Raw genomic sequence first — 17,611 nt, forward strand, 5'->3', positions numbered from 1 at the left:
CTCACCGCTACCGCCGCCAGCCATGCCACGGGCTAGAGCCAGCCGACGACCCCGGCGAGCAACGAATAGCCGACGAAAGCGGTGATGTCGATCACCGTGTGGGCGATCACCAGCGGCCACAAGCGTCTGGTCCGCTGGTACAACCAGCCGAGCAACAGGCCGAACACCAGGTTGCTGATGAATCCCCCGAAGCCCTGATAGAGGTGATAGCTGCCGCGGATCAGCGCACTCACCACGATCGCGGCGCCCGGATGCCAGCCGGATTGCCGCCACCGGGTGGTCAGGTAGCCGATCATCACCACCTCTTCGAGGAAGCCGTTCTGGAACGCTGCCAGGCAGTACATCGGGATCGTCCACGAATCCGAACCCAGATCGGCCATCACGATGGTCGTGTTGATGCCCAACTGCCGCGCCAGCAGGTAGAAGCCCAGCGCGGGTCCCAGGATCAGCAACGCCAAGCCGACCCCCAGCGCGATGTCGCGCCCGACCCGGCGTCCGTCCAGACCGATCGCCCGCCACGGACTCGGCCCCGGCGGCCAGATCCGCCAGAGCAGGTAGATCGCCAGGAACGGCGCGCAGAACGGCAGCAGATTATTGGCCAGCTGATAGGCGAGGTCGAGCCAGGGCCGGTCGGGGGTGACCGCCGAGTTCATCGTCGATGTCTGCTCCGACAAGGGCACCTGGTAGGTCAGCCGGTTGATGATGTTGAGGATGGAGTAGACCGCCGACTTGCCCAGCGATATCCCGAGAATCAGCAGGGTCTCGAGCACCAGACGTGGACGCGTGCGCGCGGCAGTCGCCGCCACCTCAGCGCTTCCCGAACAGCGAACGCGCGAACAACGCCGCATTGGCCGGCCGCTCGGCCAGCCGCTGCGTGTAGTAGTCGTACCAGCCCGGCCCGAACGGCACCAGCACGCGCGAACGGTAACCGACGTCGGCCAGTCTGCGTTGCTCCATCGGGCGCACGCCGTGAAGCATCTGGAACTCGTAGCTCTCGGGTGGACGGCCGGTGCGCCTGATCAGCTCTTCGGCGATCGAGATCATCCGCGGATCGTGGCTGGCCACCAGTGCGATGACCTGACTGTTCATCAGCATCCGCAGGTCGCGGACGAAGGCCAGGTCGATCTCATGGCGGTTCCGGAATGCCACCTGCTTGGGCTCGCGGAAGACCCCCTTGCACAGTCTGATCCGGCGGCCAGGCATGGCCAGGTCCGACAAATCGCGCTGCGTGCGGTGCAACGCCGCCTGTACCGTCACTCCGACGGCCGGGATGTCTTGGTGCAGCTGCTCCCAGGCGCGCAGCGTCGGCTCCACCAACTCGTAGTCGCCCATGTCGACTGTCACCAGCACTCCGGCATTGCTGGCCGCGCGACAGATCGTGCGCGCTGCCCCCAACGCGAAATGCCGGCCTTCGGCCCCGAGCCGCTGGCCCAGCCGGCTCAATCGCAGCGACAGTTCCGACGACGAGCTGATGCCTTCATCACTCAGCCGCCGGACGATGGTCAGATAGACGTCCTTGTTGGCGGCAGCCTGTTCAAGGGTGTTCACATGATCACCGAGATAGCCCACGCTGACCAGCAATCCCTTGTCGATCAGCGATATCAGCACCGGGATCAGATCGTCCAGGTCTTGACCGGCGACGTAACGGGCCACCAGATCGCGCGCTGCCGATGTCGACATGGCAGCCTCCCGGACGCGGTCGCGCTGCGCCCACCGGGTGACCAGATCACTCATCATTGCCCTTCACTCCTACCTGCCTGCACGGCCGCCGAAATGTGCCGCCTGGTCTGATCGAGGCAATCTGCCAGCAACTGTGCGCGTTCATCGGCGGTAGCAGCCCGGCGAGTGTTGACTTCGTGAATGATATGCCCCTGGTACCCGCGCCGGAGCAGAGTCTCCACTACCTCCCACGATCGCTGGTTTCCCTCGCCGGGCAGCAGATGCTCATCCAGCACCGAGCCGCTGCCGTCGGTCAGGTGGAGGTGGCGCAGCCGCGGGCCCCAATCGTCCAGATAGCTGAGCGAACGTGCCCCGGCGGTCGCCGCATGCGACAGATCGAGGGTCAGCCACTCATAGGGCTGATCGGTGGGATCCCAATCGGGCGCATAGGCCTGAGCGATCAGCCCGGGCGCCCGCCACGGATACATGTTCTCCACCGCAATAATGATGCCGGTGCGCTCGCTGAGCTCGTAGACGGTTTCGGTGAACGTACTCGCATAGCTGCGCTGCCAAGCGAACGGCGGATGCACGACCACCAGATCGCTGCCCAGCAGCAGGGCAGCCTCGCACGATCGGCGGAGTTTCTCTCCCGGATCGGTGCCCCACACGCGCGGGGTGAACATCAGGCACGGCGCATGAACGCTCAGCACCGGCACCTGGTACTCGTCCCGGAGTTGCCGCACCTGATCAAGATCAGCACTCGCGGCATCGGTTCCCACCATCAGTTCGATGCCGTCGTAGCCGAGTTGCGCCGCCAGCTGGAAGGCACTGCCGGTCGAATCGGGAAAAACGGCCGACGTACTCAAGCCCACGGTGGGCGTCGCGGAGCCATCGTCGGGCAGCGCTCGCCGAGCCGGCTCCGGATGGTCAGCAGATTCCACGAATCCACCGTACTTGGCCAATCCATCAGTTGTGCTGCCCCGACCCCGGATTCGCAGATACCCAACCGAGTTGCGACAATGGCTGCATGCATATCGACCATCTGACATTCGTGGCTGGCCCGCAGGGACTGCAAGCAACCGTAGATGAGTTGAGCGAGGTCTTGGGACGCGAGTTCAAGGACGGGGGCTTCCACCCCCGCTTCGGCACCCGCAACAACATCCTGCCGCTGACAGACGGCCGCTATCTCGAGGCTGTCGAGGTACTCGATCATCCGGCCGCGGACAAGGCGGTCTACGGCCAGGTCGTGCGCGCTCGCCAGGCGCTGGGCGGCGGCTGGCTGAGCTGGGTGATAGCGGTGGACGATCTGGCCCCATTCGAGAGGCGTCTGGAGCGCAGCGCGGTGCCCGGTTCGCGGCAGTTCCCCGATGGACGACGACTCGAGTGGCATCAGATTGGCGTCAAGGGATTGATGACCGATCCTCAGCTGCCCTACTTCTTGAAGTGGGAGTCCGCTCCGGAGGTGCTGCCCTCGGCTCTGCACGGTGATGTGCGGCTGGACACCATCGAGATCGCCGGGTCCCGCTCCCGCGTCGAGGAATGGGTCGGCGCTCCGATCACCGAGTTGCTGGACGACATCAAGATCAACTTCACCAGCCCAAACGGCTCTCCAGGGATCTCTTCGGTGACCTTCGAGGTTCCCGGACGCGGGCTGATCCGCGTCTGAGCTTGTCCGCTCGATTCGGCGAGCCCGTCGGTTACCGCGGCGCTTCGCCTTGCCCCCGCAAGATATCGCGGGACAACCGGGCGCACGACGAAAACGTCAGTGCCGCCCTCTAGTCTCTTCGCATGGCTACCAAGACCGACGGATATCAGTGCACCGAATGCGGTTGGACGTCCGTGCGCTGGGTCGGCCGCTGCGGCGAATGCCAGACCTGGGGATCGGTAGCCGAACGTGGTGCACCCAAGCTCGAATCCGTCAGCGCATCGGTGCCGGCGCACGCCGCTGTACCGATCGGCGAGGTCGACATCCAGGCCGCGCAGCGCACCCTCACCGGCATCGGCGAACTGGATCGCGTGCTGGGCGGAGGACTCGTGCCGGGCGCCGTGGTCCTGCTGGCCGGCGAGCCGGGGGTCGGTAAGTCGACTCTGCTCCTCGAGGTGGCGGCCCGCTGGGCGCAGGCCGGGCAGACCACCCTGTACGTCTCGGGTGAGGAATCGGCTGCTCAGGTGCGGCTGCGCGCCGAACGCACCCATGCGGTGGCCGACAAGCTCTATCTCGCTGCGGAAACCGACCTCGGCACGGTGCTGGGCCATATCGAGCAGACCGCGCCGAGCCTGCTGGTGGTCGACTCCGTCCAGACCATCGGCACCGCCGAAGCCGACGGTTCGCCCGGCGGAGTGACCCAGGTGCGGGAGGTGACCGGGGCGCTGGTGCGCGTCGCCAAGCGGCGTGGCATGGCAGTGATCATCGTCGGCCATGTCACCAAGGACGGCCAGGTCGCCGGCCCCCGCTTCTTGGAACACCTGGTCGACGTCGTGCTGTCATTCGAAGGCGACCGGCATTCGGGTTTCCGGATGGTACGCGCCAACAAGAACCGCTTCGGGCCTGCTGACGAGGTCGGCTGCTTCGAGATGGGCGAACACGGCATCGTCGAGGTTCCCGATCCTTCGGGTCTGTTCACCTCACGCCATGAGGAGCCGGCGCCGGGCACCTGTGTCACCGTCACCAGAGAAGGCAGCCGCTGCATGCTGGCCGAGGTGCAGTCGCTGGTCGCCTCCGTCGCCGCGGACACCCCGCCCCGCCGGGTGACCCACGGGGTGGACGGGTCGCGGGTGGCGATGATCCTCGCGGTTCTGCAACGGCGCGCGAATTTCGGCCTGTCGAGGCACGATGTCTATGTCTCGACCGTGGGCGGGGCACGTATCCTCGACCCCGCCGCCGATCTGGCACTGGCGATCGCGATCGCGTCCGCGGGGCTGGACGAAGGGTGCCATCGCAAGGTGATCGCGCTCGGCGAGATAGGGCTGGCCGGAGACCTGCGGCGGGTTCCCGGGCTGGAGCAGCGCGTTGGCGAGGCCGCCCGGCTGGGTTTCGAACTCGCCTTGGTGCCGGCAGGAAACCGGGATCCCAACAACCGGTTGCCCCGGATGCACGGGCTCAAGGTCGTCGAGGTGGCCACGGTCGCCGAAGCCCTGGGCGCCCTCGGGCTGAGACGAAGCCGCTCCTCGGCGACTCGGGCTTCAGTAACCGAAGCCGAATACCCACCCGCCTAGACTGGTTGCCGTGAGCAAAGACCTGGGCCACGACGAGGAGCGGTACCGGCGATACCGCGCGCTGCTCGCGCCCGGCACCCCACTGCGCGAGGGGCTGGAGAGGATCCGCGCCGGTCACACCGGAGCCCTGATCGTGCTGGGCACCAACCCGGTGGTCGAGCAGGTGTCCACCGGCGGCTTCACGGTCAACACCGACTTCACGCCGACCGCGCTTCGCGAACTGGCGAAGATGGACGGCGGCATCGTCGTCGACGACGATCTGACGACCATCATCAGCGCAGGGGTCCACTTCTCCCCTTCGGCATCCCTTCCGACGGTCGAAACCGGCACCCGGCATCGGACCGCAGACCGCGTCGCACTGCAATCGAATGTGCCAGTGGTGACGGTATCGGCGGCCATGTCGGTCATCGCGCTGTTCATGGCCGGGCTGAGATATCCGATCGAGAGTTCGGAACAGATCCTGGTGCGCGCCGAGCAGGCTGTGGCCACCCTCTCGCGCTACCGCGAACGCCTTGATTCGGTGACCCGGGAACTGTCCGGGCTGGAGATGGACGACCTGGTCACGGTCGGCGACCTCGTCCAGGCCGTGCAGCCGCTGGCGATGGTGCGCCGGCTCGCCGAGGAACTCGAAGGCCACGTCGAGGCACTCGGCGTGGACGGCCGGCTGCTCCAGCTGCAGATGTACGAGTTGACCCAAGGCATCGACCAACTCGCCACTCTGCTCGAACTCGACTATCGCGATGCCGGAGCCGAACGGTTCACCTTGGATGTGCTGCGCCATCTGCCGACCGGAGACCTCCTCGATCCGGTGACCGTCGCCAGCGCGATCGGCTTGACCTCCGCGGATCTGGACACGCACCTGCGCGCGCACGGATACCGGATCGTCTCGCAGTCGGCGCAGATGAGCACCACGACCGCGGGGCGCCTGCTTGAGCATTTCGGTTCGCTGCAGGCTGTTTTCGCCGCCTCCGGTTCGGAGCTGGCGGCAGTGCCCGGAGTGGGTACGGCGCGGGCGCGGGCGATCCGTGACGGCCTGGCCCGGATCTCCGACAGCGTCAGCTCACGCTGACGCGCAACCATTTCGCCGAGGACGGCTCACCGGTGCTCAGCTCTGCAACTGCATCACGAATCGCGCGCTCGACTGGCCGATGGAAGCAGTCGCCACATAGGTGCCCGCACCCAGCGTCTCGTCGCTCAACTCGCAGCCGTCGGCACGCTTGATCGGCCAGCTCACGTCGAATCCGCCCTCTTGCCCCGCAGCCAGATCGAGGTTCCCGGACGGATGCCATTCCGCACAATCGTTGGTGCTCCAGATCTCGTCGGTGCCCGAAGTGATCGCCAAGGCCGCCGCGCTGGCAGCCAGATCGAGTTGGCAGGACTGTTCGGTGGTGCTCACCACGACATGAAAGCCTGCCTCAGGTTCCGCCCGGGACAAGGGCGTGGTGCCTTCGACCCGCAGAGTGAGCTTCGCGGGCTGGCAGCCCGCCGGTGTGGGCTCACCGGCCGGGGGTGCGGCCTCGGTCGGCTGTTCGGCGGTCGGCTCGGATGCCGGCACACTGGCGACGGTTTCGGGGGCCGGGGTCGGCGTGGCCGTGGGGGTGCTCGGGCTCGGGCTCGGTGTCCGAGAGGCACTCGCCGACACCGAAGGGCTCGGGCTGACCGGAGTTCCGGTCACCGATCTCGGGCGCCCGAACAGCCAGATGATTCCGGCGATCACGGCGACGGCCACGGCGAGGACGATGGCGCGCCGCATCCAGTAGACGCGCGGCTCCTCGGGGCCGATGGGTTCCAGCCAACCCTGCATGGCGTCATCGTAGGTGTCCGTATCATGGTTGGCCTGCTCCCACGCGGACGATCGGGCGCTTCTCGACATCCGGCTACGCTGGCCGGGTGAGGGACCGGGCCGAGATCGTGCAGCAGCTGATCGCCTGGTTCGGTGTGCACGCCCGCGATCTGCCCTGGCGTCACAACGATCCCTGGGCGGTCATGGTGAGCGAGTTCATGCTGCAGCAGACCCCGGTTTCCCGGGTGCTTCCGCTCTGGCAGGCCTGGCTCGAGCGCTGGCCGACCCCAGCCGCACTGGCCGCCGAGCAAAGCTCGGAGGCGGTGCGGGCCTGGGGACGCCTCGGCTACCCGAGACGCGCACTTCGCCTGCATGCCAGCGCCACCGCGATCACCGAACGCCACGGCGGTCAGGTTCCGGACCGTCTCGAAGAACTGTTGGCCCTGCCCGGAGTCGGCGACTACACGGCAGCCGCCATCGCGAGCTTCGCATTCGGCGCGGCCGTGCCGGTCCTGGACACCAATGTGCGCCGGGTGCTGACTCGCCTCGAGGTGGCCGAGGCCGTGCCGGCCGCGAGTCTCACCAAGGCAGAGCGTGCCCGAGCCCAGCTCTACACGGATGCTGCCGGGCAGCTGGCACCGCGCTGGGCAGCCGCGGTGATGGAGTTCGGGGCTTTGGTCTGTCTGGCGCGCCGTCCTCGCTGCGCTTCGTGTCCGGTGGCCCACGCCTGCGCGTGGCGGGCGGCAGGCCATCCGCTACCTGCCGCGGCCGCGCGTCCTCAGTCGTGGCATGGCAGCGACCGACAGTGTCGCGGAGCGTTGCTCGATGTCGTCCGTCGATCACCCGGCGGCGTCCCGACACAGGTAGTGCTCGACAGTTGGCACCTGCGGGCACAGGCCGAGGCATGCCTCGCCGCGCTGGAGGCCGACGGGCTGGTACACCGGACCGCAGACACGGTGACCCTGTGAACCAGCAAACCTGTCGGACGACGGTGGCTCGCCCGGCAGGACGCAGCCCCGAGGCTAGGTGACGGCAGGGAACTCCTCGGTGTGGAACTCCACATCGGAGACCTCCGGGACCTCCGCGGTGATCAACGTACCGTCTTGTCGGCGTCCACCGATGATCGGGTGCGCGGAGGTCAGCGTCGGAAGGTACAGCCCCTGGTGAGCCAACCGGACCTCCAGAGGGGTCGTGCCCACTTCGTACTCGGTTCCCCGGACCCGGACCTTCACCGGGTCGCCGCTCAGCAGCGTGAAGGTCATGCTGCGGCGGGTGAGCTGCACCTGAATGTGGCTGCGACGGTAGGCCAGCGCGAACGTGAGATGCCCCCATCTGCGCGGCAGCCTCGGGTCGAAGCAGAGTATTTCGCCGTCGTCGCGAAGACCACCGAAACCGCACACCAGCGCCCGCCAGGTGCCTGCTGCCGAGGCGATGTGCACACCATCCGAGGTGTTCCCGTGAGTGTCGCCGATGTCGACGAACAGCCCCCGGTAGAAATAGTCCAGCGCCATGTCCTGGTGGCCCACCTCGGCCGCGACGATCGCCTGCATGACCGCCGACAGGCTTGAGTCACCCGTGGTGATCGGGTCGTAGTACTCGAAGTCGGCCCGCTTCTCCTCGAGGCTGAACTCGTTGCTGCGCAGGAAGAGCGCCAAGACCACATCGGCCTGCTTGAGGACCTGAAAACGGTAGATCACCAGCGGGTGGTAGTGCAGCAGCAGCGGGTAGCTTTCCTCGGGCGTATTCTCCAGATCCCACAATTCCTTCGCAACGAACGCATCGTCCTGCGGATGAATACCGAGGCGCTCATCGAAGGGAATCTTCATTCCGTTTGCGCACTGCTCCCAGTTCGCGACTTCTTCCTCGCGCAGGTTCAGCGTATGCACCAGCCGCTGATAGGCCTGAGTATCCTCGGCGGCGAGCTTGCGGACCATCCGGATCGCCAGACGTAGATTCCAACGCGCCATGACATTGGTGTAGGTGTTGTTGTTGACGACGGTGGTGTACTCGTCGGGTCCGGTCACACCGTGAATCTCGAAGTTCTCCACGGCATTGACGCGCCAGAATCCCAGATCCACCCACATGCGGGCGGTTTCGACCAGCAGTTCAGCGCCCTCGTCGTAGGCAAACTCACGGTCACCGGTCATCGCCACGTAGTGCCCGATCGCATACGCGATGTCGGCGTCGATATGGTATTGCGCGGTGCCCGCCGCATAGTAAGCGGACGCTTCCTCACCATTGATGGTGCGCCATGGGAACAGCGCCCCCTTGGTGGACATCTCGCGGGCTCGTTCGCGGGCTTCCTTCAGATGAGTGAAGCGGAAACGCAGCGCATTGCGCGCCTGCTCGGGGCTGGTCAGGGTCAGGAAGGGCACCATGTACACCTCGCTGTCCCAGAAGTAGTGGCCCTCGTAACCGTCCCCGGTCAGGCCCTTCGCGGGAATGCCCGCACCATCGGCTCTGGCAGCCGCCTGTGCGAGCTGGAAGATGCACCACCGGATCGTCTGCTGAATTCGCGGGGTGGCACCCACCGAGACATCGCTGTGTTCCCAGAACGTCGCCAGCCACTGGCGCTGCGCCTCGTAGTGGCAGTCGAAGCCGCTTTCGCGGACTCGGTCAAGTGTGCGCCGCACCCGGTCGCTGAGTTCGCGCACGGGCACGCTTCGCGAGGTGTGATAGGCGACAGCCTTCGTGATCACAATCGGCTGACCCTGTTTGGCCGAGATCCGGTAGACCTTCCGGCCCTGATCCTCGGTCGTGTCGTCCAGCTCGGTGTACATATTGCGGGTTTCGATCCGATGATCGGCGCCGACGGCCAGCGTCATTCCCGAATTCGTGACCCGATATCCCAAGATCATCCGACGCGGGCTGTGCCAGCTCATCTGCGATCGCAGCACGCGATGATCAAGCCCCGGGTTCTTGCGCGGATCCGAATCCGAACCTGCGGCCTGACGACCTGCGTAATCGTCGAAATCTTCTTTGTTGACGATCTGGGACGAAATGACGATCGGCGCATCGCCTTCCAGCAACCGAACCTCGTAGGTCATCAACGCCAGGTGACGCTCGGTGAAGCTCACCATCCGGGTTGAACGGACCTGCACCCGTTTGCCCGCAGGTGTGCGCCAGATCAGTTCGCGGCGCAGCACCCCCTCACGGAAATCGATCCGCCGCTCATAGGCCTGCAGATCGGCGACGCTCAACAGCAGCGGCTCATCGTCCACGTAGAGGCGGATCATCAGTGAGCTCGGTGCATTGATCAGGGTCTGGCCGGTACGCGCCAAACCGTAGGCGTTCTCGGCGTGCCGGATATCCCAGGTCTCGTGGAAGCCATTGATGAACGTGCCGATGTAGTGCGAGTCGCGGCCCTCCTCGGGGTTGCCGCGCATGCCGATGTAGCCGTTCGCCGTGGAGAACAATGTCTCGGTCTGCCCGAGATCGGCCGAACTGGGATAGTTCTCGATCAGCGCCCACTCATCGGGCGGGAAGCGGTGATCGGCCAACGGATTCAGATCGGTCTTCTTCATGCGGATCACGGCAGCAACTCCTCGCAATCGGCGACCACTATGTCAGCACCCGCCGCTTCAAGCGCATCGGCCCCAGCACCACGGTCGATGCCCACGACCAGGCCGAACCCGCCGGCGGCCCCGGCTGCCACACCCGACAGCGCATCCTCGAGCACGACGGACTCCGCCACCGGGACATCCAGCAGCTGCGCGGCACGAACGAAGACGTCGGGCGCCGGCTTGCCCGGCAGCCCCAGCTGATGGCCGAGGTTGCCGTCCATGACGACCGTGAAGTAGTCGACGAGCCCGGCCGCATCCAGCACGGCCTCAGCGTTCCGTGAGGAGCTCACGACCGCCATCGGCAACTCGACTGCCGCCAGATAGTCGAGCAGCCGCAGCGACCCCGGATACGGGGCGATGCCGTCTCGGGCGAGCACATGGTTGAAGTACTCGTTCTTGCGGTTGCCCAGCCCGCAGACGCTGTCGGTCTCGGGGATGTCGGAGGCCTGCCCGACCGGCAACTCGATACCCCGGCTGGCCAGGAAGGATGCCACGCCCTCATAGCGCGGCTTGCCATCCACGTAGGCGAAATAGTCGGCGTCGGTGTACGGCTCGTCGATGCCGCGAGCGCTCAGGAAGTCGTTGAACATCTGTGACCAGGCACGCATGTGCAGATCTGTGGTCGGAGTAAGAACTCCATCGAGGTCGAACAATGCGGCTCGGTAGTCGTTCCAGTTCACAGAACCTAGGGTAAGCGCACCCGCGCTCCACTCCCAATGCGTTACCCGACCGTAGCTGAAACGTCACATCAGCGGAGAGAATGTGCGTAGCACCAACCACCCCGCACGGCGCCACCACGGTGTGGAGCGCACCATGGCGAGGTCGATGCGGCGGCACTTGGCCAACGTCTCCTCGAAGTCGGCAGACATGTCTGCGATCGCGGAGGTCTGATACATCCACACCGCGTTCTCCTGGTGCAGATAGAAGCTGCGGAAATCGAAGTTGATCGTCCCGATGATGGCCGTGTCGTCGTCCACGATCATCTGCTTGGCGTGAATGAAACCTGGCGTGTACTCGTAGACCGCCACCCCGGCCTCGACCAGCTGGCGATAGTTCGACCGCGTCACCGAGTAGACATAGGACTTGTCGGGAATGCCGGGGGTAATGATCCGCACCTGCACCCCGGACTGGGCAAGCGCTACGAAGACTGCCGTCATCTCGCTGGTCGGCACCAGATACGGCGTGGTCAGATCGACCCGGAACTTTGCCCGGCTCATCATTCCGCGGTAGGCGGCCCAGCCCAACGAGAGATCGTCGAACGGCGTGTCGTCATAGTTCACGACCACCCCGGGCCCACCGGGCTGCGCGTCGATCTCCTCCTCGCTGGGATGCAGCGCGGCCAGATCGGTGCGATCACCGGACACCAGATCCCAGATCGTGAAGAACAGCGACGCCATCCCCCAGGCGCCCGGCCCGCGCAGCCGGATCGTGGTGTCCTTCCAATGGCCGAACCGCTGGATCGCATTGATGTACTCGTCGGCGATATTGATGCCACCGGTGAACGCGACCAGCCCGTCCACCACCGTGAACTTGCGGTGATCGCGGTTGTTGTAGCGCAGCGTCAGCCCGGGGCCCAACTTGTTGAACGACTGGACGCGCACCCCGGCGCGCTTCAGATCCTTGGCGAAGTTGTCAGGAAGGTGCCAAAGCGATCCGAGATCGTCATACATGACCCAGATCTGCACCCCTTCGCCCGCCTTGCGTGACAGCACCTCGAACAGTGCCCGCCACATCTTGCCGTCGGAGACGATGAAGTACTCCATCGCTATCCACCGCTTGGCGTTCTCGAGTGCCTCGAGCATCGCCACGAAAGCGTCTTCGCCGAGCGGATAGTAGGTTGTTTCGGTGTCCCGGTAGGCCCGGAAGGGTCCGCTCGACTCGAGATAGGCGATCTGACGGGCGGCGTCCGGATCGATGCTGACCACCGGATGCCGGCCGGTGGCGACCGGCTCCAACTCGGGCAGCTGCTCGTTGAGTTCACCGGGTAGCACCGTCAACGCGCCGGCCGCCGACTTCTGATCGATGGCCGCCAGATCCTGCGCCGCGCTGTATCGCAGCATCTGCCGCCGGCTGCCGGTGCGGGCACCGAAGAGCAGATAGAACGTTCCCCCGAACAGCGGCATCAGCATGATGGGGATCGTCCAGGCGAGCTTGTACTCGACCTGCATGCGCGAGTTGAGGATGAACGCCACAACACCGATGCTGATCAGGTCCGAGATGGTGCCGATCCAGGGGGACATCTCACTGGTCCGCAGCAGCAGAAGTGCGAAGACCACGATCTGCAGAATCAGCGCAACGGCGGTGAGCGCGACCCGACCGCCGATCGCTGCGAAGCGTCGCCAGGAGTTGCGAGCCTTTCCCTTCCGCACCTCGAGATTCGCCACCACGCCTCAAGTATTACGGATTGGCACCGCGCCAAGGTTCCACGTCCGCCGTCGGACCGCTACCGTGGGCTCATGAGCGCAGCCGCCAACCGACCAGTCCTTACGATCCGGGGAGTTGAGCTGGGAGTCGGCCGCCCCAAAGTGATCGTCCCACTCACCGACGCCCACGATTCCAGCCTGATCGCCTCTGCGAAACGCATCGCCGCCAGCCGTACCGACATGGTCGAGTGGCGCGTCGACCGCTACGCCTCTCGTGACGACCACACGAAGGTCGTGGCGATGGCCGCCCGCATTCACGAGATCATCGGTGAGCGGCCGCTGCTGTTCACCCCACGCACCAAGCATGAGGGCAGCGACTGGAATCCGCCGGGCGACAGCTATCGCGACATCATCGCCGATGCCTGCGCGTCCGGCACTGTCGACATGGTCGACGTGCAGTATTTGAATCCCGCAGTCAAGAGGTGTTTCGAGGCGGCTCGTGCGCACCGGGTGCCGATCATCGCGTCCAACCACGACTTCAATGGCACGCCGAGCGCGACCGCGATCGCCGACGGGCTGGACGCGATGGCTTCACTGGGTGCCGATATCGCGAAGATGGCCGTGATGCCCCGCAAGCCTGCCGATGTCGCTGCGCTGCTCGAGGCGACCGCGGTGGCCGCGCAAACGATCAGGGTGCCTCTGATCACCATGTCCATGGGACCGCTGGGCGTGATTTCGCGGCTGGCCGGGCAGGTTTTCGGGTCGTGCGCCACCTTCGCCACGTTGGGCGGCGAGGGTTCAGCCCCCGGCCAGCTCCCGTTGGACGAGGTGCTTGCCGTGATGGACCTGCTCGGCCGCGATCTGTGAGCCTCAAGCGGCACTGATTGGGCAGCGACGTGGCAGCGCTCAGCGATGGCGTGATCGAGCTGGTTCCGGTCGATCCGGCTCAAGCCCAAGAACTCGCCCTCGGACGCTGCCCGCTGCCGGCGGTCGCCGACTATCCGCACGCCGACACCGCGGCGACCGCGAGGATGCTGCGCGACAGCCTCGGGATCGACAACTGGGTACCCGGATTCGGGATCTACCTCATCGTCCGGCTGGCCGATGGGCTGGTGGTGGGCGACGCCGGTTTCCACACCCCGCCCGATCTGCGCGGCAGCGCCGAGATCGGCTACGGCCTGGCACCCTCGGCCCGGGGCTGCGGATTCGCCGGTCGCGCGGTCCGACTATTGGTCGCGTGGGGGTTCGCGCAACCGTCGCTGTCGACGATCATCGGTGAGACTGCCGCGGACAATGCCGCGTCCATCCGGGTCCTGGAGGCCTGCGGATTCACTCGCATCGCTGCCAGCGGCGACCGCGAGCGCTACCGGCTGCAGGGCGGGGAGCGCTCGTCCCGGGGCTGACCAGGAGGAACTCCCGGGGGCGCAGCTCAGATCTCCAGCGTGCCGCCCATCACCATCGTGCGGTTCGGTGGCAGCCGGAACGCCTCGCCGCGGGGCGTGGCGTTGTGGACCAGCCAGATGTACAGCCGTTTGCGCCAGGTCGCCATCGGTGAATGCCCGCCGGTCCGCACGGTCAGGACGGACACGAAGTAGCGGATCTCGTCCGGTTTGATCCCCAACTCCGGGAACCGCTCGCCGATCGCCGCGATGGCCCGCGGCAGATCGTGGATCTCCTTGAACCCGAACGTGATGGTCAGGTGGTAGAGCCCCGAGTAGTACTCGGGGAACTCATCGATGCAGACACGTTCATCGTCGCTGACCCGGGGCACCGACGCGGTCTTCACGCGAACGACGTAGACCCGCTCGTGCAGCGCACGGTTGAACCGCACATTCTCCTTCAGCGCCAGCGGAGCCGTATTCGGGTTGGCGTGCAGATAGACGGCCTCACCGGGCACCCTGGTCGTGACCGTGGACTTGATACGGTCCAGGAAGTCGGGCAACGGCCCTTCGATCTCGGCGCGGCGTCCGAGCACGTAGTAGTTGCCGCTCAGCCAGGTGGTCATCACGACGACGATGATCGAGGCCGCGGTCAGCGGCAGCCAGCCACCATGCACGATCTTGGTGACGTTCGCCGCCAGGAAGAGCAGTTCGAGCGCAGCGATCGGGACGATCCGCACCAGCACACGCCACCACGGCCAGCGCCAGATCCGGGTCGCCATCAAAGTCAGCAGCCCGGTGGTCGTCACCAGCATGCCGGTGACCGACAGCCCGTAGGCACTGGCCAGCGCCGTGGAGCTACGGAACCCGAGCATCAGCGCGACGACCCCGACGAACAGCAGCCAGTTGACGGCCGGCAGATAGATCTGGCCGAATTCGCTGTTCGACGTGTGCTCCACCCGCAGGTTGGGCAGCAGGCCCAACCGCATCGCCTGATGGGCCATCGAATACGCGCCCGAAATCACCGCCTGCGAGGCGATGACCGTGGCCATGGTGGCCAGCACCACCAGCGGGGTGCGCGCCCACGCGGGCGCCAGATTGAAGAAGGGGTTGTCGATGCTGTGCGGGTCGCTCAGGATCATCGCACCCTGGCCGAGGTAATTGATCAGCAGACTGCCGAGCACCAGCCCGAACCACGCCTTGCGAATGGGCCGGGCACCGAAATGCCCCATGTCTGCGTTGAGGGCCTCGGCGCCGGTGATGGTCAACACGACCGCGGTCATGGCCACGAAGGCGATGCCCGGACGCTCCACCCAGAACTGGATCGCATACGTTGGTGACAAGGCCAGCAGGATCGTCGGCCGCTGCACGATCTGCGGAATGCCCAGCACGGCCAGGCAGATGAACCAGACGATCATGACCGGCCCGAACGCGCGGCCTACCTTGCCGGTGCCCGATCGCTGGACGGCGAACAGGATGGCGAGGACCAGCGCGGAGCCCGGCAGCACCAGCACCCGCAGGTCTCGCCTGACCACCTGCAGGCCCTCAATGGCCGACATCACGGAAATGGCGGGGGTGATCAGCGAGTCGCCGAAGAACAAAGCGGCGCCCACCATCCCGATCGCGAGAATGGTATTGCGCAATCTGGTCCCGGTCAGCTTGCCGCGCAGCAGTGCGGTCAACGCGAGGATGCCGCCCTCGCCTTCGTTGTCGGCACGCATCACGAGGACGATGTACTTGAGCGTCACGATGATGATCAATGACCAGACCACCAGCGAGATGATGCCGTACACATTCAGTTCGGTGACCCGCACCTCGTTGTGGTTGACGCTGAACGCTGTCTGTAGGGAATAGAGCGGACTGGTCCCGATGTCGCCGAAGACGACGCCGAGCGCCCCAATGACGGGGGCTGCAGCCTGCCGGACCCGGGGGTGAGGGGTTGGACCGGCACCGTCTATTTCGCCTACCGTGGGGCTAGCCCCAGAGATATTCACGCGCGCAATGTTGCCACTGTGGAGGCGCTATGTCGAGGGGCCCCGTCCAAGAGTTCTTGCCACAGCGGATTCGGAAGCCGGCGTGCGGTTGGCTAACGTCTAGGTGTGACCCGAGCCACCAGGAGCTACTTCGCCTTGGGCACTCGTGTCACTTTGACGGTTGAGCACCCCAGGCCGGAGGCGCAACTCGCCCGTGGCGCCGCTCTCATCCGCGACTACGAGAACCGGCTCAGCGCCAACCTCCCATCGTCCGAGATCGCCCGCATCAACCAGATGGCCGGCGTCCAGCCGGTGGCCGTGGATCCGGTCGTCTACCGGCTGGTCAGGGAGGCGGTGCTGGTGAGCAGGAGCCGCGCCGGCTTCAACGCGGCGATCGGCTCTCTGGTTCAGCTGTGGCGGATCGGGTTCGAAGACGCCCAGATCCCCGAACGCACCGCGATCGACAGCTGCCGTGAGCTGAGCGATCCGGATCGCATCGAACTGGACGACGCTCACAGCTCGGTCTTTCTGGGCCGGCCCGGCATGAAGCTCGACCTCGGAGCCATAGCCAAGGGCTGGATCGCGGACGCGATCAAGCAGGTCTGGCAGGCCGAAGGGGTGCCGAGCGGGGTCATCGATCTGGGTGGCAATGTCTTGACGCTCGGAACGGCACCGCACGCCGACCGGCGCTGGCGGGTCGGCGTTCAGGCACCCTTCGCGCAACGCGGACGACCGCTCGGCGTCCTCTCACTCCCCGCCTGCTCGGTGGTGACCTCGGGGGTCTACGAGCGATCACTGGAAGCTCGAGGACGCGCGTGGCATCACATCCTCGATCCGCGTACCGGCTATCCGCTGGAGACCGGACTGGTCGCAGTGACCGCTGTCAGCTCGCTGTCGACGACCGCTGAGATCTGGTCGACCATCGCCTTCTTCAACGGCGCGCAAGCCACCGAGCAGCTGGTCCCACCCGGACTGAAGATCGGGTTCGTCTTCATCTCCGGGCAGCGGACCGTTCAACTGTCCTCGAATCTGGCGGACGCATTCGAACTCGTCGACGACAGCTACCGCGTGGTAACCCCCGACTGACTCCCGCCTGTGACATGCCGAATCACTGCGCCTGCGACCATCCCCTCTGCAAAGCCTGCACATAACGCACGAAGTCGGCGAAGCAGTCCTCCAGCACCGCGACAGCGGAAGGATCGACCAACTCGCCCTCACTGTCAATGGCCGTCTGCACATCGCCCAGCAGGAACTCCTTGCCCGGCAGCACGTTCGCCTGTATCTCGGGAGAGGCCAGAATCTGACGCAGATGCAGCTGAGCACGCGCCGAACCCAGCGGGCCGTAGGAACCACCGACGATCAGTACCGGCTTGTCCTTGAGCGAATCCAACTGGTACGACAGCCACTCCAAGGCGCTCTTGAGCACCGCCGGAATCGAATGGTCGTACTCGGGACAGCCAATGATCACTCCGTCGGCGGCTTCCACCCGCTGCGCGAAGGCCATCACCTCGTCCTGCTCGGCCGTAACCAGATCCTCGTTGAAGGCCGGCAGCTGCCCGATCTCCAGCACGTCGATGTCGGCGGTTCCGGCGAAATGGGTGCGCATCCACTGCAGCAGGAACCGGTTGTAGGAAAGCTCCGCATTCGTGCCGACGATGGCGACCAACTTCATGGC

General features: G+C 65.7%; 16 protein-coding genes. 7 read left to right on the top strand and 9 right to left on the bottom strand.

The features are described from left to right. Positions 1–32: 32 nt before the first annotated feature. Genes QUE25_RS04185 through QUE25_RS04195 form a run of 3 tightly spaced genes read right to left on the bottom strand, consistent with a single transcriptional unit; the run spans position 33 to position 2,600 of the window. A complete protein-coding gene (locus QUE25_RS04185) occupies positions 33–806 on the bottom strand; it encodes a CPBP family intramembrane glutamic endopeptidase (RefSeq protein ID WP_286267866.1) in 774 nt (257 codons plus the stop codon). Position 807: 1 nt separating this feature from the next. After that, positions 808–1,734: a proline dehydrogenase family protein gene (locus QUE25_RS04190; RefSeq protein ID WP_286267868.1), complete on the bottom strand. Its 927-nt coding sequence runs from the start codon at positions 1,732–1,734 to the stop codon at positions 808–810. Next, positions 1,734–2,600: a sugar phosphate isomerase/epimerase family protein gene (locus QUE25_RS04195; RefSeq protein ID WP_286267870.1), complete on the bottom strand. Its 867-nt coding sequence runs from the start codon at positions 2,598–2,600 to the stop codon at positions 1,734–1,736. The genes QUE25_RS04190 and QUE25_RS04195 overlap by 1 nt, the downstream gene beginning before the upstream one ends. Positions 2,601–2,686: 86 nt before the next feature. On the opposite strand from QUE25_RS04195, the gene QUE25_RS04200 reads away from it, so the two are divergent. The 3 genes from QUE25_RS04200 (at position 2,687) to disA (ending at position 5,944) form a co-directional block, all read left to right on the top strand. Next, positions 2,687–3,325 carry a VOC family protein gene (locus QUE25_RS04200; RefSeq protein WP_286267872.1) on the top strand — a complete coding sequence of 213 codons (639 nt, stop codon included), beginning with the start codon at positions 2,687–2,689 and terminating at the stop codon, positions 3,323–3,325. A gap of 122 nt (positions 3,326–3,447) precedes the next feature. Continuing rightward, a complete protein-coding gene (radA, locus tag QUE25_RS04205; protein ID WP_286267874.1) occupies positions 3,448–4,875 on the top strand; it encodes a DNA repair protein RadA in 1,428 nt (475 codons plus the stop codon). A gap of 10 nt (positions 4,876–4,885) precedes the next feature. Continuing rightward, complete coding sequence (disA, locus tag QUE25_RS04210; RefSeq protein ID WP_286267876.1) at positions 4,886–5,944, top strand: DNA integrity scanning diadenylate cyclase DisA; 1,059 nt, start codon at positions 4,886–4,888, stop codon at positions 5,942–5,944. 36 nt (positions 5,945–5,980) lie between these two features. Here the strand turns inward: disA and QUE25_RS04215 are convergent, their stop codons facing one another. Continuing rightward, positions 5,981–6,748, bottom strand: a complete 768-nt coding sequence (locus QUE25_RS04215) for a hypothetical protein (protein ID WP_286267879.1) — start codon at positions 6,746–6,748, stop codon at positions 5,981–5,983. Positions 6,749–6,765: 17 nt separating this feature from the next. On the opposite strand from QUE25_RS04215, the gene QUE25_RS04220 reads away from it, so the two are divergent. Beyond that, the gene (locus QUE25_RS04220; RefSeq protein ID WP_286267881.1) at positions 6,766–7,626 is read left to right on the top strand and encodes an HhH-GPD family protein; all 861 of its coding nucleotides are present in this window, start codon (positions 6,766–6,768) and stop codon (positions 7,624–7,626) included. Between the two features lie 54 nt (positions 7,627–7,680). Here the strand turns inward: QUE25_RS04220 and QUE25_RS04225 are convergent, their stop codons facing one another. The 3 genes from QUE25_RS04225 to QUE25_RS04235 all read right to left on the bottom strand — a co-directional run bounded on the left by QUE25_RS04225 (position 7,681) and on the right by QUE25_RS04235 (position 12,608). Next, on the bottom strand, positions 7,681–10,182 hold the full coding sequence (locus tag QUE25_RS04225) for a glycoside hydrolase family 65 protein (RefSeq protein ID WP_286268489.1): 2,502 nt from the start codon (positions 10,180–10,182) through the stop codon (positions 7,681–7,683). A 5-nt stretch (positions 10,183–10,187) separates the two neighbouring features. Next, complete coding sequence (locus tag QUE25_RS04230; RefSeq protein ID WP_286267882.1) at positions 10,188–10,901, bottom strand: beta-phosphoglucomutase family hydrolase; 714 nt, start codon at positions 10,899–10,901, stop codon at positions 10,188–10,190. A gap of 63 nt (positions 10,902–10,964) precedes the next feature. Beyond that, positions 10,965–12,608, bottom strand: a complete 1,644-nt coding sequence (locus tag QUE25_RS04235) for a phospholipase D-like domain-containing protein (RefSeq protein ID WP_286267884.1) — start codon at positions 12,606–12,608, stop codon at positions 10,965–10,967. A gap of 69 nt (positions 12,609–12,677) precedes the next feature. Here QUE25_RS04235 and aroD point away from each other — a divergent pair, with 69 nt between their 5' ends. After that, on the top strand, positions 12,678–13,451 hold the full coding sequence (gene aroD, locus QUE25_RS04240; RefSeq protein ID WP_286267886.1) for a type I 3-dehydroquinate dehydratase: 774 nt from the start codon (positions 12,678–12,680) through the stop codon (positions 13,449–13,451). A gap of 29 nt (positions 13,452–13,480) precedes the next feature. Beyond that, positions 13,481–13,987: a GNAT family N-acetyltransferase gene (locus tag QUE25_RS04245; protein WP_286267888.1), complete on the top strand. Its 507-nt coding sequence runs from the start codon at positions 13,481–13,483 to the stop codon at positions 13,985–13,987. A 26-nt stretch (positions 13,988–14,013) separates the two neighbouring features. Here the strand turns inward: QUE25_RS04245 and QUE25_RS04250 are convergent, their stop codons facing one another. Further along, positions 14,014–15,864, bottom strand: a complete 1,851-nt coding sequence (locus QUE25_RS04250) for a potassium transporter Kup (RefSeq protein ID WP_425332758.1) — start codon at positions 15,862–15,864, stop codon at positions 14,014–14,016. A gap of 198 nt (positions 15,865–16,062) precedes the next feature. On the opposite strand from QUE25_RS04250, the gene QUE25_RS04255 reads away from it, so the two are divergent. Beyond that, on the top strand, positions 16,063–17,022 hold the full coding sequence (locus QUE25_RS04255; protein ID WP_286267891.1) for an FAD:protein FMN transferase: 960 nt from the start codon (positions 16,063–16,065) through the stop codon (positions 17,020–17,022). Positions 17,023–17,044: 22 nt separating this feature from the next. Here the strand turns inward: QUE25_RS04255 and QUE25_RS04260 are convergent, their stop codons facing one another. Then, positions 17,045–17,608 (bottom strand): NADPH-dependent FMN reductase, encoded by a 564-nt coding sequence (locus tag QUE25_RS04260; protein ID WP_286267894.1) that lies wholly within the window; start codon positions 17,606–17,608, stop codon positions 17,045–17,047. Positions 17,609–17,611: the final 3 nt, after the last annotated feature.

Origin of the sequence: Brooklawnia propionicigenes (assembly GCF_030297015.1) — a bacterium.
GTDB lineage: Bacteria > Actinomycetota > Actinomycetes > Propionibacteriales > Propionibacteriaceae > Brooklawnia > Brooklawnia propionicigenes.